Here is a 21,742-nt window from a genome sequence, read left to right on the forward strand (position 1 = left end):
CACGCCCGTTTTTTATTGCCCGTTTTCTTGCCGGGGCGTGACGGCATGAAGTTCAACAAGCTCCGCCTCGTCGGTTTCAAGTCTTTCGTCGAACCTTCCGAATTCATCATCGAGCCGGGGCTTACCGGTGTCGTCGGGCCGAATGGCTGCGGCAAGTCCAATCTGGTCGAAGCGCTGCGCTGGGTGATGGGCGAAAACTCCTACAAGAACATGCGCGCCTCCGGCATGGATGACGTCATCTTCTCCGGCTCCGGCAATCGACCGGCCCGCAACACCGCCGAAGTCGGCCTTTACCTCGACAATTCCGACCGCACCGCGCCCGCCGCGTTCAACGATGCCGATGAAATTCAGGTCACACGTCGCATCGAGCGTGAAAACGGCTCCGTTTACCGCATCAACGGCAAGGAAGCCCGGGCCAAGGATGTGCAGCTTCTGTTTGCGGACGCCTCCACCGGCGCGCGCTCGCCCTCCATGGTGGGGCAGGGCCGTATCGGCGAACTCATCAATGCCAAGCCGCAGGCCCGTCGCCAGTTGCTGGAAGAGGCGGCCGGCATTTCCGGCCTGCATTCGCGCCGCCACGAGGCCGAGCTTCGCCTGCGCGCCGCCGAGACCAATCTGGAGCGGCTGGAGGATGTGACCGCCCAGCTGGAAAGCCAGATCGAAAGCCTGAAGCGTCAGGCGCGGCAGGCCAACCGTTTCAAGATGCTGTCAGCCGATATTCGCGCCCGCGAGGCGACCCTGTTGCACATCCGCTGGGTAGAGGCGAAGGAAGCCGAAGGCGAGGCGGAAAGCGCGCTCAATCAGGCGACCAACATCGTCGCCGAAAAAGCGCAGGCGCAGATGGAAGCGGCCAAGCAGCAGGGCATCGCCAGCCTGAAGCTGCCGGAGCTGCGCGAGGACGAGGCGAAAGTCGCCGCCGCCCTGCAACGCCTGCAGATCGCCCGCACCCAGCTGGATGACGAGGCAAATCGCCTTCTGCGCCGTCGCGACGAGCTGGCCCGCCGCCTGTCGCAGCTTGGCGAGGATATTGTCCGCGAGGAACGGCTGGTCTCGGACAATGCCCAGATACTCGCGCGGCTCGATGAGGAGGAGGCCGAACTTCTGGAAATCCTCTCCGATTCCGGCCGTCATGCGGAAGAGATGCGCGAAGCCTTCGAAGCCGCCGCGATCAAGCTGGCGGAAAGCGAAGCCATCTTCACCGCGATTACCGCCGAACGAGCCGAGGCCGCCGCCGCCCGCCAGCAACTGGAGCGGGCGATCCGCGATCTTTCCGACCGCAAGCTGAGGCTGGAGCGGCAGTCGCAGGAAGCATCCGCCGAGATCGATGCCATCGACGAAAAACTCTCCGGCCTTCCCGATCCTTCCGAACGGCGCGAAGCGGTCGAGGCGGCGGAGATCGCGGTCGAGGATGCCCTGATCGTGGTGGAGGAAGCCGAAGCTGCCGTCGCCGAGGCCCGTTCCGCCGAAGCGCTGGCGCGAGCGCCGCTGGAAACGGCGCGGAACCGGCTGAACGCGCTGGACACGGAAGCGCGCACCATCACCAAAATCCTTGCCTCCAGCGCCGCCGCCAATGGCAGCTTTACGCCGGTGGCCGAAGAAATGACGGTGGAGCGCGGTTTCGAGGCGGCATTGGGTGCCGCCCTCGGCGACGATCTCGAAAGCCCGCTCGATCCCGCCGCGCCCGCCTATTGGGCCGGAAATGGCGATGGCGCTGATGATCCCGCCTTGCCGCAGGGTGCTAAACCGCTTCTGGATTATGCGCAGGCGCCGGAAGCCCTGCGCCGCGCTTTGGCGCAGATCGGTGTCGTCGCCAACACGGCGGAAGCCCTGCGCCTGCTGCCGCATCTGAAGGCCGGCCAGCGGCTGGTAACGCGCGAAGGCGCGCTGTTGCGCTGGGATGGTCACATCGCCAGCGCCGACGCGCCGGGTGCCGCAGCGCTTCGCCTGTCGCAGAAGAACCGCCTCGCTGAAATCGAGACAGAACTGGATGAGGCCCGCTCCATTCTGGACGAGGCCGAAGACCAGCTTGCCGCGAAAACCGAAGATATTCGCAGCGGCGAATTGCGGCTTTCCGACGTGCGCGACAGAAGCCGGCTTGCGACCCGCCATCTTGCCGAGGCGCGCGAGGCGCTCACCGCAGCCGAACGCGCCTCGGGCGATCTGTTGCGTCGTCGCGATATCGTGTCCGAAGCACTGAACCAGATCGGCGCGCAGATCGATGAGATCGCCGTTCAGGAGGAAAACGCCCGCATCGAAATGGAAGACGCGCCCGATCTTTCCGTGCTGGATCTGCGGCTACGCGAAAGCCAGCTTGAAGTCGCGACCGATCGCGGCCTTCTGGCGGAGGCCCGCGCCCGCCATGAGGGTGTGAGCCGCGAGGCGGAAAGCCGCCAGCGCAGAATTCAGGCGATAGGACAGGAGCGTTCCACCTGGCAGTCGCGCGCGGCAAGTGCGGCCGATCACATCGCCACGCTGCGCGAACGCGAGGAAGAGGCGCGCGAGGAAATCGCCGAGCTTGATATAGCGCCGGAGGAGTTCGACGAGAAACGCCGCAACCTGCTCAATGAATTGCAGAAGACCGAAGAGGCTCGCCGCGAGGCCGCCGACCGGCTGGCCGAGGCGGAGAACCTGCAGCGCGCCGCCGACCGTGTGGCGGCAACCGCGCTTTCGGAACTGGCCGAAGCCCGGGAAAAACGCGGCCGCGCCGAAGAACGGCTGGTCTCCGCCCGCGAAAAGCGGCAGGAAACCGAACACCGCATCCGCGAAACGCTGAATACCGAGCCGCATATGGCGTTCCGCCTGACTGGCCTCGGTCCCGACCAGCCGAAGCCCGATATTCGCGATGTCGAGCGCGATCTCGACCGGCTGAAGATCGAACGCGAGCGGCTGGGCGCCGTCAATCTGCGCGCCGAGGAAGAGCAGGCCGAGCTTTCCGCCAAGCTTGCGGCGCTGATCAAGGAACGCGACGACATCATCGACGCCGTGCGCAAGCTGCGCGCTGGCATCCAGAACCTCAACCGCGAAGGCCGTGAGAGGCTGATCGCCGCTTTCGATGTGGTCAATTCGCAGTTCCAGCGGCTGTTCACCCATCTCTTCGGCGGCGGCACGGCGGAATTGCAGCTGATCGAATCCGACGATCCGCTGGAAGCCGGCCTCGAAATCCTCGCCCGCCCGCCGGGCAAGAAACCGCAGACCATGACGCTGCTTTCCGGCGGCGAACAGGCGCTGACGGCCATGGCGCTGATCTTTGCGGTGTTCCTCACCAACCCCGCGCCCATCTGCGTGCTGGACGAGGTGGATGCGCCGCTCGACGACCACAATGTCGAGCGTTATTGCAACCTGATGGACGAGATGGTGGCCTCCACCGAAACCCGCTTCGTCATCATCACCCACAATCCCATCACCATGGCGCGCATGAACCGCCTCTTCGGCGTCACCATGGCCGAGCAGGGCGTCTCGCAACTGGTGTCGGTCGATTTGCAGACTGCCGAGCAGCTGCGCGAAGCTGTCTGAGGCGGCCGGTTCGGGGCCCGGCCCCGGCTTTTGCTCAATGTCAATTTATCTTGTCGTATCACCCATTCGGGTGAGCGACAATGTGCGGTATTTTGCTATGTTTTCTAAAAGCAATTCGGGTTTTCTTCAGACCCCACCATCCGGTTTCCTGTACCGGATGGAATGCCTTGCGAGGCCGCTGCCGTGGCCTCGCAAGGCTTTCTTTTTCGGCTGAAGAATACGGGCGGGCTCCCTCATTCCTGTGCTTGTCACAGGAACCCAGCCAGCCCAAGTCCTTGGCTGAAAAGAGTCTCCCGCCGCGCAGACGCGTGTCGACCGGATTCCTGTGACAAGCACAGTAATAAGTAAGGGGGGCGGTGAGGCTCTGTAGTGTTCGGACGAAGCTGTGTGAGCATTTTTTATGGCACCCGCTTCGCATCGAGCGTGTGGACCACTCACCCCGGCACCAGCCGCAGCCGCGTGCCCCAGGGGTCTATCGCCTCTACCACTTCGTTCTCCATCTCCACCAGCACATAACCGGCGGCCCGCAGCCGCGTCTTCTGGGCTTCCAGATCGGCGGGATCGCGAATGGTGAGGGAAAACCAGTCGAGGCCGGTCTCCATGGCGTTGCGTTCCTTCGCGCCGCGGCTGTTCCACGTATTCACCGCCAGATGATGGTGATAGCCGCCGGAAGAGAGGAAGGACGCATCCGAACGTGCATCCTGTGTCGGTTGCAGGCCGACGGCCACTTCGTAAAAGGCGCGGGCGGCGGCGATTTCGCCGACCCGCAGGTGAACATGCCCGATGCGCATTCCCGGCGGGGCGGCCTCGTAATGGCTGGTTTTGGTGTCGGTGAGGGCCACGAGATCATCGACATCGAGCGGTTCGGTACCCATTTTCACCACCCGGCCGCTCCAGACCCAGATGTCCTTCGGCCGGTCGCTATAAACCTCGATGCCGTTGCCCTCGGGATCGTTGAGATAGATCGCCTCGCTGACATTGTGATCGGCAAAACCTGAAAGCGGTACCTGCCTGAGCGCCGCATGCACCAGCCAGCGCGCCAGATCCTTGCGGGAGGGCATCAGATAGGCGATGTGGAACAGGCCGGCGGAGGTGGGGCTTTCGAAATCCGCCGCCGGTTTGTGCACGAGATCGAGCAGCGGCACGGTGCCGACGCCAAGCGTCACACCCCTTGCCGTACGCTCCACCTCGTTCATGCCAAGCACCGAACGATAATATTCAATCATCTGGTCGAGATCGCGCACCCGCAGCGCCGCCTGGCCGATATGCATCGGCGTCGTTAAGGCGAAGGGCAGGGCGGCATTTGCGGGGGCGGCGCCCCCCTCGGCTTTGAGCGCGCCGGCAAGGGCGGTGGCGGCACAGGAAATTCCGGCAAATTTCAACGTATGGCGGCGGGTAAATTGCATGAATAATCTCTTTGCGGCGATTTGAATGGCTTAGGCAACACTCCGTTTCAGCGCATTACACGAATGCGTCAATCAAGCCGTTATTTGGATTTTGCGGCAATTCTGGCGCGCAATTTGCCGCAATTATGCTGCACTGCGATGTAAACTGCATGTTGCGGCGTTTCCAACATGCCGGCAATGCTGTAGATGATAGAAAAATGACAACGCTTCTGGGTGGAGAGCGTGGAATGAAAAAATGGGTTTATACCTTCGGCAACGGTGCTGCCGAAGGCAGGGCAGGTGACGTTGCGATATTGGGCGGCAAGGGCGCGAACCTTGCCGAAATGGCAAGTCTCGGCCTTCCCGTTCCCCCCGGCCTCACCATCATAACCGACGCCTGCGCCCTTTATCACAAGAACGGCCGCGATCTTCCTGAAGACCTGAAGCTGCAGGTCATGGCCGGCCTCCACGGCATGGAAACCGTGACCGGCAAGACCTTCGGCGGCAGCCACTCGCCGCTGCTCATCTCCGTCCGCTCCGGCGCGCGCGCCTCCATGCCCGGCATGATGGATACTGTCCTCAATCTCGGCCTCAATGACCGCACCGTGGAGGCGCTGGGCCATGATGCGGGTGACGCCCGTTTTGCCTGGGACAGCTACCGCCGCTTCATCCAGATGTATGCCGATGTGGTCATGGGCCTCGACCACGAACTGTTCGAGGAAATTCTTGAAGACGAGAAAGGCCGGCTCGGCCATGAATACGATACCGATATGTCGGCGGTCGAATGGCAGCACGTCGTTTCGCTTTATAAAAAGCTGATCGAGGAGGAGCTGGGCGAAGCCTTCCCGCAGGATTGTCACGTGCAGCTCTGGGGCGCGATCGGTGCGGTGTTCGCCAGCTGGACCAATCACCGCGCCGTGACCTATCGGCACCTGCACAATATTCCGGGTGACTGGGGCACGGCGGTCAACGTTCAGGCCATGGTCTTCGGCAATCTCGGCTCGTCCTCGGCAACCGGTGTCGCCTTCACCCGCAATCCTTCGACGGGGGAGGCGGAGCTTTACGGCGAATTCCTCGTCAACGCTCAAGGCGAAGACGTGGTGGCGGGCATCCGCACGCCGCAATCCATCACCGAGGCCGCGCGTCTTGCCTCCGGCTCCGACAAGCCGTCGATGGAAAAGCTGATGCCGGAGGCGTTCAGTGAATTCCTGGCGATCTGCAAGCGGCTGGAAAACCACTATCGCGACATGCAGGATCTGGAATTCACCATCGAGCGCGGCAAGCTCTGGATGCTGCAGACCCGCTCCGGCAAGCGCACCACCCGCGCCGCCATGAAGATCGCCGTCGATATGGTGGAAGAGGGGCTGATCTCGCAGGAGGAAGCCGTCTGCCGCATCGAGCCCTCATCGCTCGACCAGCTGCTTCACCCCACCATCGACCCCGGCACATCGCGTCCCATCATCGGCTCCGGCCTGCCGGCTTCGCCGGGGGCAGCGACGGGCGAAATCGTCTTTACCGCCGAAGAGGCGGTTGCGGCGGAAGCCGAAGGCCGCCGCGTCATTCTGGTGCGCATCGAAACCAGCCCGGAAGATATTCATGGCATGCACGCCGCCGAAGGCATTTTGACCACGCGCGGCGGCATGACCAGCCACGCCGCCGTGGTGGCGCGCGGCATGGGCATTCCCTGCGTCACCGGCGCCGGCTCCATGCGCGTCGACATGCGCAACAAGGTGCTGATCGGCGTCGGCTGCATGCTGAAACGCGGCGATGTCATCACCATCGACGGTTCTTCCGGCCGGGTGCTGAAGGGCGAGGTCCCGATGACGCAGCCGGAACTCTCGGGCGATTTCGGCAAGCTGATGCAGTGGGCAGACAGCCTGCGCCGCATGACCGTGCGCACCAATGCCGACACGCCGGCCGACGCCCGCGCCGCCCGCGCCTTCGGCGCGGAAGGCATCGGCCTCTGCCGTACCGAACATATGTTCTTCGAGGGCGACCGCATCCACGTCATGCGTGAGATGATCCTCGCCGAAAGCGAAAAGGGCAGGCGGGCGGCGCTCGATGAGCTTCTGCCGATGCAGCGCTCGGATTTCACCGAACTTTTCCAGATCATGCACGGCCTGCCGGTGACGATCCGCCTGCTCGATCCGCCGTTGCACGAATTCCTGCCGAAGACCGATGGCGAAATCGTCGAGGTGGCGGCCGCCATGGGCATGCCGCAGACGGTGTTCCGCCAGCGGCTGGATGCGCTGCACGAATTTAACCCCATGCTCGGCCATCGCGGCTGCCGTCTCGCCATTTCCTATCCGGAAATCGCCGAAATGCAGGCCCGCGCCATTTTCGAAGCGGCGGTGGCCGCAGCACGTATCACCGGTGCGCCGGTCGTGCCTGAAATCATGGTGCCGCTGGTCGGACTGCGCGCGGAACTGGATTACGTCACCGAGGTCATCGACGGCGTCGCCGCAGCGGTGGCGCAGGAAACCGGCATGGAGATCGAATATCTCACCGGCACCATGATCGAGCTGCCGCGCGCGGCACTGCGCGCCCATGTGATTGCGGAAGCGGCGGAATTTTTCTCCTTCGGCACCAACGACCTGACGCAGACCACCTTCGGTATTTCCCGCGACGATGCGGCGCGTTTCATCAATACCTATCAGCGCAAGGGCATCATCGAGCGCGACCCGTTCATCTCGCTTGATTTCGACGGTGTGGGGGAATTGATCCGCATCGCTGCCGAACGCGGCCGCCAGACGCGGCCGGAACTGAAGCTCGGCATCTGCGGTGAACATGGCGGCGACCCGGCCTCGATCCATTTCTGCGAGGATGCCGATCTCGACTACGTGTCCTGCTCGCCCTTCCGCGTGCCCATCGCCCGCCTGGCCGCGGCGCAGGCAACGCTGGCGGCGAAGAGGGATGAGGGCAGGGTGGCGAGCAATGTCGCCTTCATTCCCGTCAGGGGTTCTGTTGGACGATGATGCGCCGCTCCACCACCACGGGGCGGTAGAACATGTCGCGGTTCATCTGCGCCTGCCAGGCGCGGTTGTCGGCGCGGCGGTCCATTTCCAGATCGAGAAGGCAACCGGCCATCGAGTCCGTGCCGGGGCGGAAACCGTAACCCCGGCATGTCGCCTCATCCCGCGCCCGACGCTCTTCCGGCGTCAGCGTCTGGCAGGCGGTGAGCGCCAGCATGGCGGCAAGCGCACCGAAGACGATGGAAACACGCATTTTGTTTCTCCCTTAACATGACAGCCGTACGGCACTTTTATTGCCGCGATTGATACGCCTGTTTTGATACGGGGAAAAGCCGCGTTGGGGCGGAAAGTTGCGTTTGGCAGGCAAACCTCTTCGCTGTCATGCGGGCCCTGAACCGGCATCCACTTGGTTGAGCCTCGGCATCAGGACTGTCTGGAACGCGCCATTTCAGCGCGCATCCAGCTTGAGTCTCCCCATGTCGAGAGCCAGATCATCAGATCGGTGAGAAAGCCGATAATCGGCAGCAGAAGCATATGGCCCAAACCGCGCGTCGTCTGGTTTTTCTCGGCCTCGTGCAGATGAGCCAATTCCTGTTCCTGAATTGAAGCGATAAGCCTATGCAGCTCGGAATCTCTCGTTTGCAGGAAGGCCAATTGATCTTCCAGATGGCGGTGAACGGTGCTTTCAACGGCTTCGGTGCAAATCCAGACCATGTTGCGTCCGCCGAGCGCGGTCAGAAAACCGAGCAGGAGACCCCCAAGGCTCCAAAATGCCATGACGCGACAAGGCCTTGCGTTTCTGGATGGCATGGCGTCCCGAAACCGGCGGCAATGATCGATCTCGTCTTCCCGCATTTCCTGAAGAGCGGGTACGATGTCCGGGAACAGCCGGCGAGCCATCCATATCTGCGCGCCGTAGATACGAATAGCGCCAAACTCACCGGCGTGATTGACCTTGAGGATACGCCGAACGGTAAGCGCCGGGTCGTATTTGCCGGGACTGCCGGACGTTCGAAACATTACCAAGGCGCGTTCCATTCCAGCTAAATGCAGCAGATGTTACCGGCACTATGAGAGGCGGCTGTGACCACGATTGATAAGCCTGTTTCGATGCCGGGAGAACCCCATTCGGCGCGGAAAGTTAAATCCGCCGGAGCGGAGATGCGTTCTCGCAGCCTCCGCCGGTTTCGAAACCAAACATTCTGATTCCGCTCAGGGATTGCGAAGAAAAGACGGCGGGAACAAACCCTGTTGAATGAGCCAGTCGCCGAGCAGAACCGTGAGGATGGCGATGAGGACGATGCCTCCGATAAATGCGAAGAGGCCGAGCGTGGCGCGGGTCCAGCGGCGGGTTTGATAGAGATAAATCGCAAGCCCGATGGGTGCGAGCAGAACGGTGGTGATTTTGGCGGCGGAGCTGCGCCGGAGGTCCCGCTTTTCGGCATCCTCTATCTGCCACCAGGCAAATAGCGTGATGATGCCGATCATCTGCACCAGATCGTTTGCGGTAAAGGATGCTGGAGGCCCGGCAGGCCAGACGGCCGCGTCGATCAGAAGCCCGAGGGAGATGAAAGCGAGCAGACCGACATAAATCCAGTTACGTTTCGCCATGCACAGTTTCCGCTCTAAATTGCGCTATTGCCCGTGCCGTTATCGCTATCGATGAAATTGGCACCGTCAACCCCAAACTATCAGGGAACAACGGGAATGGTCCGCATGGGGCGTCTCCTTTTTCACCGGAAACGCCCCATGATTATCGCTGTCAGGCCGGCGCTGCTTCCCGGTCGTCGAGTGCGTCGATATCCTTGGCGTTGTTATAGACGGCCTCATCGAGAATGCCCTCGCGCTTGGCGACGATGGTGGGCACCAGCGCCTGGCCGGCGACGTTGACCGCCGTGCGGCCCATGTCGAGGATCGGGTCGATGGCGAGCAGCAGGCCCACACCTTCCAGCGGCAGGCCGAGCGTCGAAAGCGTCAGTGTCAGCATCACCACCGCGCCCGTGAGGCCGGCGGTTGCGGCGGAACCGAGCACGGAGACGAAGACGATCAGCACATATTCCTGGATGCCGAGCGGCACCTGGAAGAACTGCGCGATGAAGATCGCCGAAATCGCCGGATAGATGGCGGCGCAGCCGTCCATCTTGGTGGTGGCGCCGAGCGGCACGGAGAAGGCGGCATATTCACGCGGCACGCCAAGGCTCTTTTCCGTCACGGTTTCGGTCACGGGCAGCGTGCCGATGGAGGAGCGCGACACAAAGGCGAGCTGGATGGCCGGCCATGCGCCCGCAAAGAAACGCGAGGGCTTCAGCCCATGGGCGAGAAGCAGCGCCGGATAGACCACAAAAAGCACCAGCGCCAGACCGATATAAACGGCCGCCGCATACCAGCCGAGCTGCGACAGTGTCGTCCAGCCATATTGATCGACCGCGCGGCCAAGCAGGCCGATGGTGCCGATGGGGGTGAGGCGGATGACCCACCACAGGATTTTCCGCACGATGGCGAGCAGCGACTGGTTGAAGGCGAGGAACGGCTCCGCCGCCTTGCCTGCTTTCAGCGCCGCGACACCGAAGGCGATCGAGACGACGAGCAGCTGCAGCACGTTGAAGTTCAACGAGGTGCTGGCCGCGCCATTATTGAGCTTGGTAGACGCTTCGAGGCCGAAGACGTTGGCCGGGATCAGCCCCTTCAGGAAATCCAGCCAGGAACCGGTGGAAGAAGGTGCCGCCGCTGCCGTATTGGCAATCGCCGTGTTGACGCCGGGCTGAATGACGAGGCCGAGCACGATGCCGATGACGACGGCGATCAGTGCGGTGATGGCGAACCAGAGAAGTGTCTGCCAGACGAGCTTCGCCGCATTGGAGAGGTTCTTGAGATTGGCGATGGAGGCCACGATGGCCGTGAAGATCAGCGGCGGAACCAGCGCGCGCAAAAGCTGCACGAAAATGCTGCCGATGGTTTGCAGCGTCACCGAAAGCCAGTTCGCGCTGCCGGCGGCATCGGGGCCGATGTTGCGCGCAACAAGCCCGAGCAGCAGGCCGATGACCATGGCGATCAGAACCTGAAAGCCGAAATTGCGATAAAAGGGTTTAGGCCCGGAGGGCCCGGCGGACGTCGTTGCCTGTGACATGACATGTCTCTTTATTGTGCAAGAAAACGAGAATGTTGCACGTTTTACACGCATTCTCGAGGGAGGTCGCCGAGGATACGCCGATTTCCTCAGCAATTAAGGGATGAGCTTGCGTATTTGTTGCACTACCGGTGCATTATTCTCTTAAGGCGAGACAATGCGGAAAAATATTCCGGTCTCTTGTCGCCGTGGACCTCTCAGTCAGTCGAAGCGGTGCCGCAGGCCTGGAACCCATGGTTTGGCAGTGTCGTTGCCTCATACTCCGTCACCCCGGATCAGGTACCGCATGACGCAGGAAAGGTTTGCGCACTTTAGCATCGGATCAAACCCGTCCTTTGTTTTCCTCGCTGCAAATCCGGTCTATGACATCATATGCAGGTGATTCCCTGCCAGAATTCGGGTGCAACGCTTTTTAGCCAATGCGATCTTACGGATATCCGCTTCCATGACTGTGCGTTTCGTCCGGCCTTTTTCGGTAGCAGCCTATCTTTCCCGCTATCTGGGTCTTGCGGCGCTTGCGCTGTTTCTCATCGCCGCCTGCATTCATCGTTTCGGGCCGCTGACGACGCCGGATCTCGTCGGTCTGTTCATCATCGCCGCCGGCATCGCGCTGTTTGCCGTGCTGTTGGCGCTGATCGGCCTTGAGCGGCTGTGGACTAAAGGCGCGCACGGCGGTCTTTCGGCGCTGACGGCGCTGCTCCTCTCGGCCCTGCCGCTCGGCGTGGTGGGTTACGGTGCTTTTCTTTACTGGCAGCAGCCGAAGATTTACGATATTTCCACCGATCTGGCCGATGTGCCGGAATGGCTGGTGATACCAGCCGCCAACCAGCAATGGCTGGTGAGGCCTGCGACCGTCACCAAAGCGGATCGCGACGCGCAGGCCGAGGCCTATGCGAGCCTTGCCGGCCGCCGTTACGAAGGCGCGATCGACCGCATCTATGCCGCCGCCAAAAAAATGGCCAATGCCCAGAATATCCGCATCACCCATACGAAGGGGGTGATCGGAGCGGAAGATGCGCCCTCCGTCGGCGTGCCGGAGCAGGACAGGACGCAGCCTGCGGAAGAGGGGCCGGTGGAGGATCTGCCCTCCATCGTGCCGGTGCCCATGGCCCGGCCGACCGACGCGCCGTTGCCTACCTTCTTTAATGGCAGCGGCGTGGTGCTGATGCAGGGTGAAACGCGCACGCGCATCTGGGGCCTGCGTTTCGATATTCTCATCCGGCTCAAGGAAGAGGCGGAAACCACCATCGTCGACGTCCGCGTCGCCTCCCGTTACGGCCCGCACGATCTCGGCGTGGGTGCTGCGATTGCGGAAGCCTATCTCGATGCGCTGGATGCGGAGATGCAGGGGTTGAACGACAATTGATGTGCAGCTGACGCCACGCGTCGTCTTGATGGGGACGAGCGGCTGCCGCCTGTTTCTTCTCCCCGAGGGGGGAGAAGGTGGCCCGAAGGGCCGGATGAGGGGGAACCCTCGCCGAATATAGTGACCCTTGCCCCCTCATCCCGCTGCCGCGGACTTCTCCCCCTCGGGGAGAAGAAACAAGTGGCATCCGCTCGATCCAATCAAGGGTTGGAGTGAGAAGTGAGGTCGCAACGCGCCCGGAAATGTCGCGTGCCAGAAATATCCGCTATGCCGGAAAATACTCACCCAGCAGCGAAGGCGCACCATCCGTCTGCACCTCGCCCTTTTCGATCAGGTCTTCGATATGCGCCAGCACGGAAAGTGCGGCCGCTCCATGCAGGCGCTTGTCGGTGCTGGCGTAGATCACCTTCACCATGTCGGCGATCCGCCGGTCGCCTTCGCGGATACGCTTCAGAACCGCCTTTTCCCGCATGCGGCGGTGGGCGCGCAAGCCCCGCATGAAGGCGGCGGGATCGGTGACCGGGCCGCCATGGCCGGGCAGGAACAGCCGGTCGTCGCGGGTGAGCAGCCGTTCCAGCGAGGCCATGTAATCGCTCATCGCCCCATCCGGCGGCGCGACAATGGTGGTGGCCCAGGCCATGACGTGATCGGCGGAAAAGACGATGCCGCTGCCATCGAGCGCGAAGGCGGCGTGGTTGGCCGTGTGTCCGGGCGTATGCAGCGCGGTAAGCCGCCAGCCGTCGCCGGAAAGGCTCTGCCCGTCGCCAAGGGCGATATCGGGGACAAAAGCAGTGTCGGAGCTTTCGGCAAAGGGATTGGTCTCCCCCACATGCAGCGGCCGGGCAGCCCGGTGTGGGCCTTCCGCTACCGTCAGCGCCCCGGTCGCCTGCTTCAGCCGCCGGGCAAGCGGCGAATGATCGCGGTGGGTGTGGCTGACGAAGATATGGGTGACCTCGCGGCCATCAAGCGCCGCCATCAGCGCCTGAAAATGCGCCTCATCCTCCGGGCCGGGATCGATGACGGCGACGGAACGGTCGCCGACAATATAGGAGTTGGTACCATGGAAGGTGAAGGCGGAGGGATTGTTGACGGTGATGCGCTGAATGAGCGGAGCGACGGGAACCGCCTCGCCATAGGCCGGCTGGAAATCGAGATCGAATGCCGGGTCCGCCATCGAGACCTCCTGAAAAATGCCATGCCAGCTTGAGCCGCAGCCTCAACCGCGCCATCGCCAAGCCCTAACATGTGAACTTCGCCACGGCACCCAAAAAGCTTGAATTTTGTGAAAAAATAAGTCGCCGGGTCATTGCCGGGCCGGGCAGGCTTTGCTAATCAGGCCCGGTTCAGGCAGCGGCGTTTCGCCTTCGCTGCCCTGTTGGGGCGTCGCCAAGCGGTAAGGCACCGGTTTTTGGTACCGGCATTCCCAGGTTCGAATCCTGGCGCCCCAGCCAATCGCGCTTTTTCACAGCGAGCTTTAATGCTTAAAATTTGCTGATTCTTCGCTTATTGTCGAAGGTCGTCTTTCATGGCCTCTACCAAGCCTGCGAATGCGGCCTCGCGCGCGGATAGAGGCCCATCATTGGTATCTGCCATCGCCTGTGCAAATTGCGCTACCTCTAAAGATCCAAAAAGCTGACATCGAGTTTGCCAGAGAGCGTAGTTTTTAGAATTCTCGTCGGATGGATGAATTGCAGCTTTATGAAGTGCATCAAGGAGGCCAAGATAGGCTTCTCGTTTCTCTTGATATAGTCGATCTAATATTATCGCGCGGCGAGCGTTAAAATGATCAATATATGATTTTAAAAGTGAACCAAGACCAAGTCCACCTACTAGTGGCAATACCCATTCCATGGTGCCTCCTAAATTTGGAGCTCTAATCACTTATTGGCCGCGGATTTTTAACGAGGCCAGTTCTGCACGTGCTTCATTGAGCGCCTTGTCGAAATCCACTTCGGTTGAACCGCCACTGGCTTTGCCCTCAGCCCACAATGCGCGCAGCTTGGCGATGTCGTCGCGTCGCTGAACCCATTTTGCCGACCAGTCTCGCATCGCTTCACGAATGACTTCGCTGCTGCTGGCATAAGCACCGCTTTCCACGGCGTCACGCAAGATTTCGGCGTGCTGGGGCGTCATCGAAACGCTGATCTTTTCAACGTTGGCCACGGTTATCTCCATCATCTGGTAGGAATTATTACCACCGAGTAGGTTGGGGGCCAGATATTTCGGTGGCGGTATATCCGATGATGGTCGGCTTACCACGCCACGCTATAACCCGGGGTACTGTTAAGCGCGAAAACCTGTCCTCCGTCCTCCTCGGGCTTGACCCGAGGATCCACGATCCGTTGAAGTGAATGGATCCCCGGGTCAAGCCCGAGGATGACGTCGAGTGTGGGAAAGGCGTGCATCAACAAAAACGCCGCGCATCCAGAGACACGCGGCGTCCAATCTTAAATCTCGCGACGATGCCTTAAAGCGCGATATCCGGCACCGTCTTCACCGGCGCACCCGCAGGGGCCGCACCGGCACCCTTCAGCGCCTCAAGGTCGATCTGCGGCGGGGTGGGCAGCTGCAGGTGTTCGGCGGTATAGGCCCATTCCTGCTGCACCTTTTCCGGGTTGTCATTGAGCTTCGTGCCGTAGCTCGGCACGATCTGGCGGATCTTGGCCTGCCATTCCGGCGTCGCCACCTTGTCCTTGAAGACCTTTTCCAAGACGCTCAGCATGATCGGTGCGGCCGTGGAGGCGCCCGGCGAAGCGCCGAGCAGGCCGGCGATGCTGCCGTCCTGTGCGGCGACGACTTCGGTGCCGAGCCGCAGCACGCCGCCCTTTTCTTCGTCGCGCTTGATGATCTGCACGCGCTGGCCGGCCTGCCACAGGCGCCATTCGCCTTGCTTGGCATTGGGGAAATATTCCTTCAGCGCGGCAAAACGGTCGTCATCCGACATCATCAGCTGGCCGGCGAGATATTCCACCAGCGGATATTCATCGATACCCACGCGCACCATCGGCCAGGCATTGCTGGTGGTGACGGAGGAGACGAGATCGAAATAGGAGCCTTCCTTCAGGAACTTGGTGGAGAAGGTGGCGAAAGGTCCGAACAGGATGACACGCTTGCCGCCCAGCACGCGGGTATCGAGATGCGGCACCGACATGGGCGGCGAGCCGACCGAGGCCTTGCCATAGGCCTTGGCCAGATGCTGCATCGTCACATCGGGGTTCTCGTTGATCAGGAACGAGCCGCCCACCGGGAAACCGGCATAATCGTCCGCTTCCGGAATGCCGGACATCTGCAACAGATGCAGCGCGCCGCCGCCGGCACCGATGAACACGAATTTCGCATCCACCACCTGTTCGGCATCGGTCTTGGTGTTGGTATAGGTAACGCGCCAGCTGCCATCGGCATTGCGCTGGATGTCGGAAACCTCGCTATTGACCTGCAGGTCGAAATTCTGGTCGCCCTGCAGATGCGATACGAATTGGCGGGTGATTTCGCCGAATTCCATGTCGGTGCCGAGCGGCGACCAGGTTGCGCCGATCTTCTGGGAAGGATCGCGGCCTTCCATCATCAGCGGCACCCACTTCTTGATCTGCTCGGGATCGGTGGAATATTCCATGCCGGCGAAAAGCGGGCTGGCTTTGAGCGCCTGATAGCGCTTTTCCAGATAAGCGACGTTCTCGTCACCCCAGACGAAGCTCATATGCGGCGTGTGGTTGATGAAGGAGCGCGGGTTCTTCAAAACGCCGTTGCGCACCTGCCATGCCCAGAACTGCCGGGAAATCTGAAAGGATTCATTGATGTTGACGGCCTGGGTGATCCTGACGTTGCCGTTGTCGTCTTCCGGCGTGTAGTTGAGCTCGGCAAGCGCGGAATGGCCGGTGCCGGCATTGTTCCAGCCGTTCGAGCTTTCCAGCGCCACGCCGTCCAGACGCTCCAGCATCTGCATCGACCAGCTGGGCTCGAGTTCGCGCAGCCAGACACCGAGCGTCGCGCTCATGATGCCGCCGCCGATCAAAAGCACATCGACCTTCTTGGCGGCCGTATTGGCGAGAAGAGGGGTCGCCGGCAGCGCCGCAGCAGCAAGCCCGGCAAGCGCACCGCCCAGAACCTGTCGGCGGTTCATCGGGAGCGCATGGGAAAGGGTGGTTTCCTGGGAGAGATCAGTGAGCTGGGATTTGTCTTGATCGATGGGAGTCACGGCCATACCTGATTCTTGTTTTGTGTTAAAAACATTCCTCCCATCTGCCCCGTTATAGCAAAGCGTAAACCTGCACAACCCGGACTCATTCACTCAAGTTCTGGCGGTTTTGTGGGGATTTTGCCGGGAAATATGGCCGCAATGGCAAATCCAGCAATTTTGCCGATCGTCATTTTTGCGATTGCGAAGATTAGCTGGCGCTTTCAAACGGTTGAAAGGGTCCTGAGCGCCGGATACAGCAAAACGGCCCGTGGCTTGCAGCACGCAGGGCGTCATCGATCATCGGTCGACATTTTAAGTGAAAATTTTTTCAGGAAAGTGACAACAATCCCGAAAAAGTGAAAAGGCCCGCCGTTTCGGGCGGGCCGTGGCTCGTTCGGGCTTGTGGCCGAAAGCTCAGTTTGCCGCGAGGAATTCCGCGCAATAGCTCGGGCCGTTGACGCCGGGGCGGTCGGAGACCGTGCGTACGGCGGTGATCGTGTAGTCGCTGGAAACGACGAGTTGCACCGTGCAGGAGAGCGAGGCGGTGCGGGCGGGCGAGATCTGGCGACCCTTCTTGCCGTCCTTGCCTTCTTCGAACCTGGCCGGAATGGTGGCCTTCTTGTAGCCGCCGCGCCAGTTATAGACGGTGGAGCTGCCGCTTTCCGTGTCGCTCAGCGGCGGGCCGAATTTTGCGAAGAAAATGCCTGCGGACTGGCCGACCCAGCGGGTCTCAACGGGGCTCTTCTGGGTGAAGGAGGGAGTGGTGGAGCCGCCCGTGGAGGTGGTGCAGGCCGAGAGCGCAATGGCAAACGCTGCGAGCGTTACGCTGCGAGATAGCATGGTGAAATGTCCTTTGTGCCGTGTCCGGCTTCCCGCCGGTCATTCCGTTCCCCTAGCAGATTTGGAGACGGCGGGCAGGGGAGGCGTGCGGCTCGATGAAAATTTCCTGCCACAATTGCTTTTTTGTAACGTTTTGAGGCCTTCCGCCCGGCGCCGCAGGTGCTTGGCCGGGTTGTTTCAACAGATGGAAAAAACTTGTCACAAAAAATGCAATAAGCCGCTTGTCGAATGCCGGAGGCTGGTCTATAGAAGCGCCGCTGGTCACGGAGTGTAGCGCAGTCTGGTAGCGCACCACGTTCGGGACGTGGGGGTCGGAGGTTCGAATCCTCTCACTCCGACCAGCGGAAAGCCTAATATTTACAGCGGCTTGCGACTGATCCCGGTACTTCCTGAAAATCCCTAAATCAAACTCTCGGACCGAAACCGGACCGATTAAAGCGCGGACTGATTAGAACGCGTTCGCCGCCTGCGCCTGAAAATCAGGGCTGACGTGCGAATAAGTGCGTTCAAATTCCTCGACAGTGAGGCCCAGAGAGGCGGCGGCCTGCTCCGGATCGACGCCCAGTTGAGCCAACCAGGTGGCACGCGTATGGCGGAGAACGTGTGGTGTCACGGCGTCACTCAGGCCGGCCGTGCTACGGACGTTGCGGAACGCCTTATGCGGCTTCGTGATTTTGACGCCATTATAATTGACGGCGAAGCGCAGGCACACGTCCTTACCCTCCTCGTTGACCGTCGTGTCCACCGCTTTCCAGTATTTAAGGAAGCGCAATAATCTCGGCGGCACCTTGACTGGTGTCCGGCGTTTGTTGTGTGCGACCCGCTCACCTGTTGCTCGACGATAGATGACGCCGCGATCGATATCTATGTGCCCACCTGTTGTGTTCGGCATCCATTGCAGGTTCAGGATCGCCGAAAGGCGTGTGCCGGTGTAAAGGCCGATCAGTAGCAGCCGCGTGATATGAGGGTTGGCGACACCCGTACGGCTCCACCTGGTCGGCCTCTTGCTCTCAATGTCAAAGGCTGTCGGCTTCCAGCCAAGTGACGCCCACAGGAGTGCCGCCATGTCGGAACGTGACAACCACGTCTGGCGCGGCTCGCCCTTCTCCGGAAGAGAAACCTTCGGCACGACATCGAGCGTGTATTCGGCGTGATAATAGTTGATGGCCGCGCGCAGGACTTCCAGATCCCGGCGAGCGCCGCCCTCGTTGCCGCGATCATCAGCATATTCCCGGCAGGTGCGCCCGCGAACTTCTGCCGGCGTCATGGCTCCGAAGAAATCATTGAGCCGCGCTAGCATGGCGACAGTCTCTTTCGGTCTTGCCGTCCTGGGTGCCTTCTCCTCGCTGTACACGATAATGATATCGCCAAGCGTCACCTCAGACGAGTTACCTCCGCGCCGCGGCTGGTATTGGCTGGCGATGTATTCGGCAAGCTTTCTTTGAGCAGCTGCAGTTTCAGTCTCGCCGCATTCTGTGCTGATGCGCCTGTCTCCGTCTTTGATGACCCATGTTTGGGTGTCTGGTCTGAACCAGAGCCTTGCAGGCTGTTTTTTACGAGGCATCTTTCCTTCATCCTTTCGATGGCGTTACGCGTGACGAAGGCTTTCCCGGCAATCATCAATACCTCCAGATTGCCTTTTCGCGCTTCGGTCCGAAGCGCTGACTTCGTCAGCCTGCCACCGAAGAACAATTTGCATGCTTCCGCAAGCGTGACAGGCTCATCGTCCGCAATCGCCTCGCAATATTTCCCCTCCTTCATATTGCACCGCCTATCTGCCGGCGTCGCGCGGACTTCCACTTCGCATACTCGATAAACGAGAGGCCGCCGTCGTAATCGAGCCAATCTCTATATCGCTGCTGGCCTCGCGTGAGTTTGGGTGGCGCAGGGCTGTATTCGCGAACGGCGCGTTTTCCAGCTTCCGTCACCCAAAAGCCGTCATCACCGCCGGCTAACGGATGGTTCTTGCGAACACCCATATATCCAGTCTCAACAAGCGCCATGCAGTCTGCGTGATCATCGCTGCCTTCGCCGGTCACAAAATGGTTGCGATAGAACGTGCCTCGTCCGTACTGGTCAAGGCCAAGCGAATGCTGGAGGATGTGAAGCCGCTTAGCGTCCATTGCCGTCGCCCTCCGTCTTGGCGAGGGCTGTGCGCGCGGCAACGTAGGCTGGATGATCTTCGCCGTTGCAGGCAGAATAGGCGGCGCAGAGATCGCTTACTGCCTCACGCAACTGTTTCATCGCAGCCTCTGCTGCGTCTGCTCGAACCCGCTGTGCACGAATTTCAGCGTACGGATCGGCCTCCATTTTATTGATATCGCCTTTGGGCAACATGGCGTCGAAAGACCAGCCATCCATGTCGTCGAGTAATTCCCGAAGCCAGTCGGCGTGGTTGGTGCTGCCGAAGTAAACTCGGTCGCCTTCGTCCTCGATGTGGTCGAAGATCTCCTGAACCTTTTGACGTGTATCGTTCAGGAGGGTCACGATTGACCGATATTTACCCTTGAAAACATTTTTCTCCGTTTCTGCCGCGGTCAACCCATCCTGATGGCCGGCTCGGTACGTAGCCTCTCGACGACGTTGACGATCCCCACTCATTCGCCGATCCTCCGCAGATGATGGTAAGTCTCAAGAAAGGTCTCGGCGGCGACATGAGGCTCTTCCCAAGGGAATATCTCTGCCGCGAATGGCTGGTGTCCATCGACCATTTTCCACGTTTCGCCTTTGGTGGGCATGAGGTCGCGCTGCTCTGTTGCCAGCATACGCAGGTCGAGATGCTTGATGTACCAGGGAGAAAGGATATTGATGCCGAAATGCGACAGGCCGGCGGCTTCGCAGCGCTTCTCAATCGTCTTGTAATCCGGGCACTTGGATTTCAGGGGCGAACTCATGTCGCCGCAGGTCGCTTCGCCAACCTCGTGCATGAGCGCCGCCATCTTGTGGCCCGGTTCGGCGTAACCCGCCATGATGACGCAATGCTGGGCTATGGGATAATAGACCCGCTTGCCGGTGCGTCGGCTGACGCACTGGCCGGTAAAGCGTGATTGGAAGGCGAGGCTATAAGCCACATCCTCAATCGTCAGTTCTGCGGCTTCGGGGTTTTCGAAGTCGAAATAGGTGCCGGATCCGAGAAGGATGGTCGGGCCGATGATGCGGCGGACAGATGCAGATTGCTCAGTCATGACTACACCCTCATCGGCATGAGAAGGCGGGTCATTTCCGCGTCCTGGTCGGCAAGGGCTATCGGGTTGCCGTTGTTGATGATCTTGAGTGTGATTGATCCCTGGCACCGCTTCACCATATCGGCCATGTAGCGACTGTTGACGCCGATCTCCGCAAGCCCTTCAGGCCACGTGGAAGAAGTGGCGACCTTCGCCATGCCGAGTTCTATATTTCTGACCTCGACATTGAGTTTTCCTTCGACGCCGTGAAGGCGAATTGCGGAGCCGCGCCATCCGCCGATGGCCGTCGCCTGACGAATGGCTGAAAGCATTTCTTCCGTCCGGATTTCGACCTGATGAGGGACTTCTTTCGGTATCACCCTTTCGATATCGGGAAACGTTCCGTCGATCAGCTTGCTTCTGAGGGTGACGCCGGGAGCTTTGAAATCGAGGAGGGTATCCACGATCTGATTACCCTTGCCGACGGCAAAGATTTCGATATCGGACGATGCAAGGAACTGCGAAATCACGCCCACAGTCTTGCGGGGAATAATGTAGGAGAAGCGGGACCCGTCTTCATCTGCGGCATATCGGCAGAGGGCGAGGCGATGCCCATCGGTGGCCGCCATACGCTTGCCGCTGTCTGTTGCGGCCCAGTTGACGCCATTCAGATAATACCGTGTCTCTTCGGTCGAAATGCAGCAGGACACTTTCTTGAGTGCGGCGGCAAAATGGCCGTTCGTAAACCGTTCAATCATGCCCGCGCGATCACCGATGATGGCCGGAAAATCGGCGGCATCGCACGCATCAATGGTATAAGCAGCGTCGCCAACATAGATGGAAGCGCTGTGCCGGACGCTCGTCGCGCCGGTTTTTTCATTTGTTGTTTCGGTCTGCTCCGGCTCAATGCGGATCGATCCGGTCCCGGCTGCCGATGCCACCGAAGCAAGAAACCGCGCCGGTAAACATAGCGACCAGGTGCCGGCGCCGTCTACTTCATCCACGTTCATGGTTGCATGCAGGTCGAGGTCCGTGGCCTCGATGGTCAAGCCCTTTCTGCCGTAGGTGAGGCGAACATCGTTCAGGACGGGAATCGTGTTGCGGATCTCGATTATCGAATTCGCCAACTTCAATGTTGAGGCGAGTGTCTTTGCCTCGACGGAAACGAAATTTTCTGTTGTGGCTGTTTTATTCATCT

Annotated in this window: 19 protein-coding genes and 2 tRNA genes; 6 read left to right on the forward strand and 15 right to left on the reverse strand. The window is 60.6% G+C overall.

Annotated elements, in window-relative coordinates:
- Positions 1 to 45 precede the first annotated feature (45 nt).
- On the forward strand, positions 46 to 3,513 hold the full coding sequence (locus N5D22_RS20635; protein ID WP_279657729.1) for a chromosome segregation SMC family protein: 3,468 nt from the start codon (positions 46 to 48) through the stop codon (positions 3,511 to 3,513).
- A 434-nt stretch (positions 3,514 to 3,947) separates the two neighbouring features.
- Here the strand turns inward: N5D22_RS20635 and N5D22_RS20640 are convergent, their stop codons facing one another.
- Positions 3,948 to 4,919, reverse strand: a complete 972-nt coding sequence (locus N5D22_RS20640; RefSeq protein ID WP_279657728.1) for a VOC family protein — start codon at positions 4,917 to 4,919, stop codon at positions 3,948 to 3,950.
- A 227-nt stretch (positions 4,920 to 5,146) separates the two neighbouring features.
- Here N5D22_RS20640 and ppdK point away from each other — a divergent pair, with 227 nt between their 5' ends.
- On the forward strand, positions 5,147 to 7,873 hold the full coding sequence (gene ppdK, locus N5D22_RS20645) for a pyruvate, phosphate dikinase (protein ID WP_279657727.1): 2,727 nt from the start codon (positions 5,147 to 5,149) through the stop codon (positions 7,871 to 7,873).
- Here ppdK and N5D22_RS20650 read toward each other — a convergent pair.
- The 4 genes from N5D22_RS20650 to N5D22_RS20665 form a co-directional block, all read right to left on the reverse strand.
- A complete protein-coding gene (locus N5D22_RS20650) occupies positions 7,851 to 8,123 on the reverse strand; it encodes a hypothetical protein (RefSeq protein WP_279657726.1) in 273 nt (90 codons plus the stop codon). The genes ppdK and N5D22_RS20650 overlap by 23 nt on opposite strands.
- Positions 8,124 to 8,293: 170 nt before the next feature.
- Positions 8,294 to 8,890, reverse strand: coding sequence for a demethoxyubiquinone hydroxylase family protein (locus N5D22_RS20655; RefSeq protein WP_279657769.1), 597 nt, complete (start codon positions 8,888 to 8,890; stop codon positions 8,294 to 8,296).
- Positions 8,891 to 9,082: 192 nt separating this feature from the next.
- Positions 9,083 to 9,481 (reverse strand): hypothetical protein, encoded by a 399-nt coding sequence (locus N5D22_RS20660; protein WP_269830342.1) that lies wholly within the window; start codon positions 9,479 to 9,481, stop codon positions 9,083 to 9,085.
- A 151-nt stretch (positions 9,482 to 9,632) separates the two neighbouring features.
- A complete protein-coding gene (locus N5D22_RS20665) occupies positions 9,633 to 10,997 on the reverse strand; it encodes a dicarboxylate/amino acid:cation symporter (RefSeq protein WP_279657725.1) in 1,365 nt (454 codons plus the stop codon).
- A gap of 445 nt (positions 10,998 to 11,442) precedes the next feature.
- On the opposite strand from N5D22_RS20665, the gene N5D22_RS20670 reads away from it, so the two are divergent.
- Positions 11,443 to 12,363, forward strand: a complete 921-nt coding sequence (locus tag N5D22_RS20670; protein WP_279657724.1) for a DUF1499 domain-containing protein — start codon at positions 11,443 to 11,445, stop codon at positions 12,361 to 12,363.
- Positions 12,364 to 12,628: 265 nt separating this feature from the next.
- On the opposite strand, the gene N5D22_RS20675 is transcribed toward N5D22_RS20670, so the two are convergent.
- A complete protein-coding gene (locus N5D22_RS20675) occupies positions 12,629 to 13,537 on the reverse strand; it encodes an MBL fold metallo-hydrolase (protein ID WP_279657723.1) in 909 nt (302 codons plus the stop codon).
- Positions 13,538 to 13,739: 202 nt separating this feature from the next.
- On the opposite strand from N5D22_RS20675, the gene N5D22_RS20680 reads away from it, so the two are divergent.
- A tRNA-Gln gene (locus N5D22_RS20680) sits at positions 13,740 to 13,814 on the forward strand.
- 52 nt (positions 13,815 to 13,866) lie between these two features.
- On the opposite strand, the gene N5D22_RS20685 is transcribed toward N5D22_RS20680, so the two are convergent.
- From N5D22_RS20685 to mqo, 3 genes are all read right to left on the reverse strand, one after another.
- Positions 13,867 to 14,214, reverse strand: a complete 348-nt coding sequence (locus tag N5D22_RS20685; protein WP_279657722.1) for a hypothetical protein — start codon at positions 14,212 to 14,214, stop codon at positions 13,867 to 13,869.
- Positions 14,215 to 14,244: 30 nt separating this feature from the next.
- Positions 14,245 to 14,526, reverse strand: coding sequence for a type II toxin-antitoxin system ParD family antitoxin (locus N5D22_RS20690; RefSeq protein WP_279657721.1), 282 nt, complete (start codon positions 14,524 to 14,526; stop codon positions 14,245 to 14,247).
- Between the two features lie 304 nt (positions 14,527 to 14,830).
- Positions 14,831 to 16,564 (reverse strand): malate dehydrogenase (quinone), encoded by a 1,734-nt coding sequence (gene mqo, locus N5D22_RS20695; protein ID WP_279657720.1) that lies wholly within the window; start codon positions 16,562 to 16,564, stop codon positions 14,831 to 14,833.
- A 135-nt stretch (positions 16,565 to 16,699) separates the two neighbouring features.
- Between mqo and N5D22_RS20700 the strand changes: the two genes are divergently transcribed.
- Complete coding sequence (locus tag N5D22_RS20700) at positions 16,700 to 16,900, forward strand: hypothetical protein (RefSeq protein ID WP_279657719.1); 201 nt, start codon at positions 16,700 to 16,702, stop codon at positions 16,898 to 16,900.
- A 54-nt stretch (positions 16,901 to 16,954) separates the two neighbouring features.
- Here N5D22_RS20700 and N5D22_RS20705 read toward each other — a convergent pair whose 3' ends face one another.
- Entirely contained in the window at positions 16,955 to 17,380 is a 426-nt protein-coding gene (locus tag N5D22_RS20705) for a hypothetical protein (RefSeq protein ID WP_279657718.1), read from the reverse strand.
- 264 nt (positions 17,381 to 17,644) lie between these two features.
- Between N5D22_RS20705 and N5D22_RS20710 the strand changes: the two genes are divergently transcribed.
- Positions 17,645 to 17,721, forward strand: a tRNA-Pro gene (locus N5D22_RS20710).
- A gap of 107 nt (positions 17,722 to 17,828) precedes the next feature.
- On the opposite strand, the gene N5D22_RS20715 is transcribed toward N5D22_RS20710, so the two are convergent.
- The 5 genes from N5D22_RS20715 to dnaN form a co-directional block, all read right to left on the reverse strand.
- Positions 17,829 to 18,944 carry a tyrosine-type recombinase/integrase gene (locus N5D22_RS20715; RefSeq protein WP_279657717.1) on the reverse strand — a complete coding sequence of 372 codons (1,116 nt, stop codon included), beginning with the start codon at positions 18,942 to 18,944 and terminating at the stop codon, positions 17,829 to 17,831.
- A gap of 193 nt (positions 18,945 to 19,137) precedes the next feature.
- Positions 19,138 to 19,503: a hypothetical protein gene (locus N5D22_RS20720; RefSeq protein WP_279657716.1), complete on the reverse strand. Its 366-nt coding sequence runs from the start codon at positions 19,501 to 19,503 to the stop codon at positions 19,138 to 19,140.
- The gene (locus N5D22_RS20725; protein ID WP_279657715.1) at positions 19,493 to 19,981 is read right to left on the reverse strand and encodes a hypothetical protein; all 489 of its coding nucleotides are present in this window, start codon (positions 19,979 to 19,981) and stop codon (positions 19,493 to 19,495) included. Before N5D22_RS20725 ends, N5D22_RS20720 begins: the two co-directional genes overlap by 11 nt.
- The gene (locus N5D22_RS20730) at positions 19,978 to 20,565 is read right to left on the reverse strand and encodes a hypothetical protein (RefSeq protein ID WP_279657714.1); all 588 of its coding nucleotides are present in this window, start codon (positions 20,563 to 20,565) and stop codon (positions 19,978 to 19,980) included. The genes N5D22_RS20725 and N5D22_RS20730 overlap by 4 nt, the downstream gene beginning before the upstream one ends.
- Before the next feature lie 2 nt (positions 20,566 to 20,567).
- Positions 20,568 to 21,740 (reverse strand): DNA polymerase III subunit beta, encoded by a 1,173-nt coding sequence (gene dnaN, locus N5D22_RS20735; RefSeq protein ID WP_279657713.1) that lies wholly within the window; start codon positions 21,738 to 21,740, stop codon positions 20,568 to 20,570.
- Positions 21,741 to 21,742 lie beyond the last annotated feature (2 nt).

Source organism: Agrobacterium sp. GD03872 (assembly GCF_029840625.1).
GTDB lineage: Bacteria > Pseudomonadota > Alphaproteobacteria > Rhizobiales > Rhizobiaceae > Agrobacterium > Agrobacterium fabrum_A.

What these genes read in the sequence shown, in the direction of transcription:
- N5D22_RS20635 (WP_279657729.1), top strand. Translation starts at nt 46, where the DNA reads ATGAAGTTCAACAAGCTCCGCCTCGTCGGTTTCAAGTCTTTCGTCGAA.
- N5D22_RS20640 (WP_279657728.1), bottom strand. Translation starts at nt 4,919, where the DNA reads ATGCAATTTACCCGCCGCCATACGTTGAAATTTGCCGGAATTTCCTGT.
- ppdK (WP_279657727.1), top strand. Translation starts at nt 5,147, where the DNA reads ATGAAAAAATGGGTTTATACCTTCGGCAACGGTGCTGCCGAAGGCAGG.
- N5D22_RS20650 (WP_279657726.1), bottom strand. Translation starts at nt 8,123, where the DNA reads ATGCGTGTTTCCATCGTCTTCGGTGCGCTTGCCGCCATGCTGGCGCTC.
- N5D22_RS20655 (WP_279657769.1), bottom strand. Translation starts at nt 8,890, where the DNA reads ATGTTTCGAACGTCCGGCAGTCCCGGCAAATACGACCCGGCGCTTACC.
- N5D22_RS20660 (WP_269830342.1), bottom strand. Translation starts at nt 9,481, where the DNA reads ATGGCGAAACGTAACTGGATTTATGTCGGTCTGCTCGCTTTCATCTCC.
- N5D22_RS20665 (WP_279657725.1), bottom strand. Translation starts at nt 10,997, where the DNA reads ATGTCACAGGCAACGACGTCCGCCGGGCCCTCCGGGCCTAAACCCTTT.
- N5D22_RS20670 (WP_279657724.1), top strand. Translation starts at nt 11,443, where the DNA reads ATGACTGTGCGTTTCGTCCGGCCTTTTTCGGTAGCAGCCTATCTTTCC.
- N5D22_RS20675 (WP_279657723.1), bottom strand. Translation starts at nt 13,537, where the DNA reads ATGGCGGACCCGGCATTCGATCTCGATTTCCAGCCGGCCTATGGCGAG.
- N5D22_RS20685 (WP_279657722.1), bottom strand. Translation starts at nt 14,214, where the DNA reads ATGGAATGGGTATTGCCACTAGTAGGTGGACTTGGTCTTGGTTCACTT.
- mqo (WP_279657720.1), bottom strand. Translation starts at nt 16,564, where the DNA reads ATGGCCGTGACTCCCATCGATCAAGACAAATCCCAGCTCACTGATCTC.
- N5D22_RS20700 (WP_279657719.1), top strand. Translation starts at nt 16,700, where the DNA reads ATGGCAAATCCAGCAATTTTGCCGATCGTCATTTTTGCGATTGCGAAG.
- N5D22_RS20705 (WP_279657718.1), bottom strand. Translation starts at nt 17,380, where the DNA reads ATGCTATCTCGCAGCGTAACGCTCGCAGCGTTTGCCATTGCGCTCTCG.
- N5D22_RS20715 (WP_279657717.1), bottom strand. Translation starts at nt 18,944, where the DNA reads ATGCCTCGTAAAAAACAGCCTGCAAGGCTCTGGTTCAGACCAGACACC.
- N5D22_RS20720 (WP_279657716.1), bottom strand. Translation starts at nt 19,503, where the DNA reads ATGGACGCTAAGCGGCTTCACATCCTCCAGCATTCGCTTGGCCTTGAC.
- N5D22_RS20725 (WP_279657715.1), bottom strand. Translation starts at nt 19,981, where the DNA reads ATGAGTGGGGATCGTCAACGTCGTCGAGAGGCTACGTACCGAGCCGGC.
- N5D22_RS20730 (WP_279657714.1), bottom strand. Translation starts at nt 20,565, where the DNA reads ATGACTGAGCAATCTGCATCTGTCCGCCGCATCATCGGCCCGACCATC.
- dnaN (WP_279657713.1), bottom strand. Translation starts at nt 21,740, where the DNA reads ATGAATAAAACAGCCACAACAGAAAATTTCGTTTCCGTCGAGGCAAAG.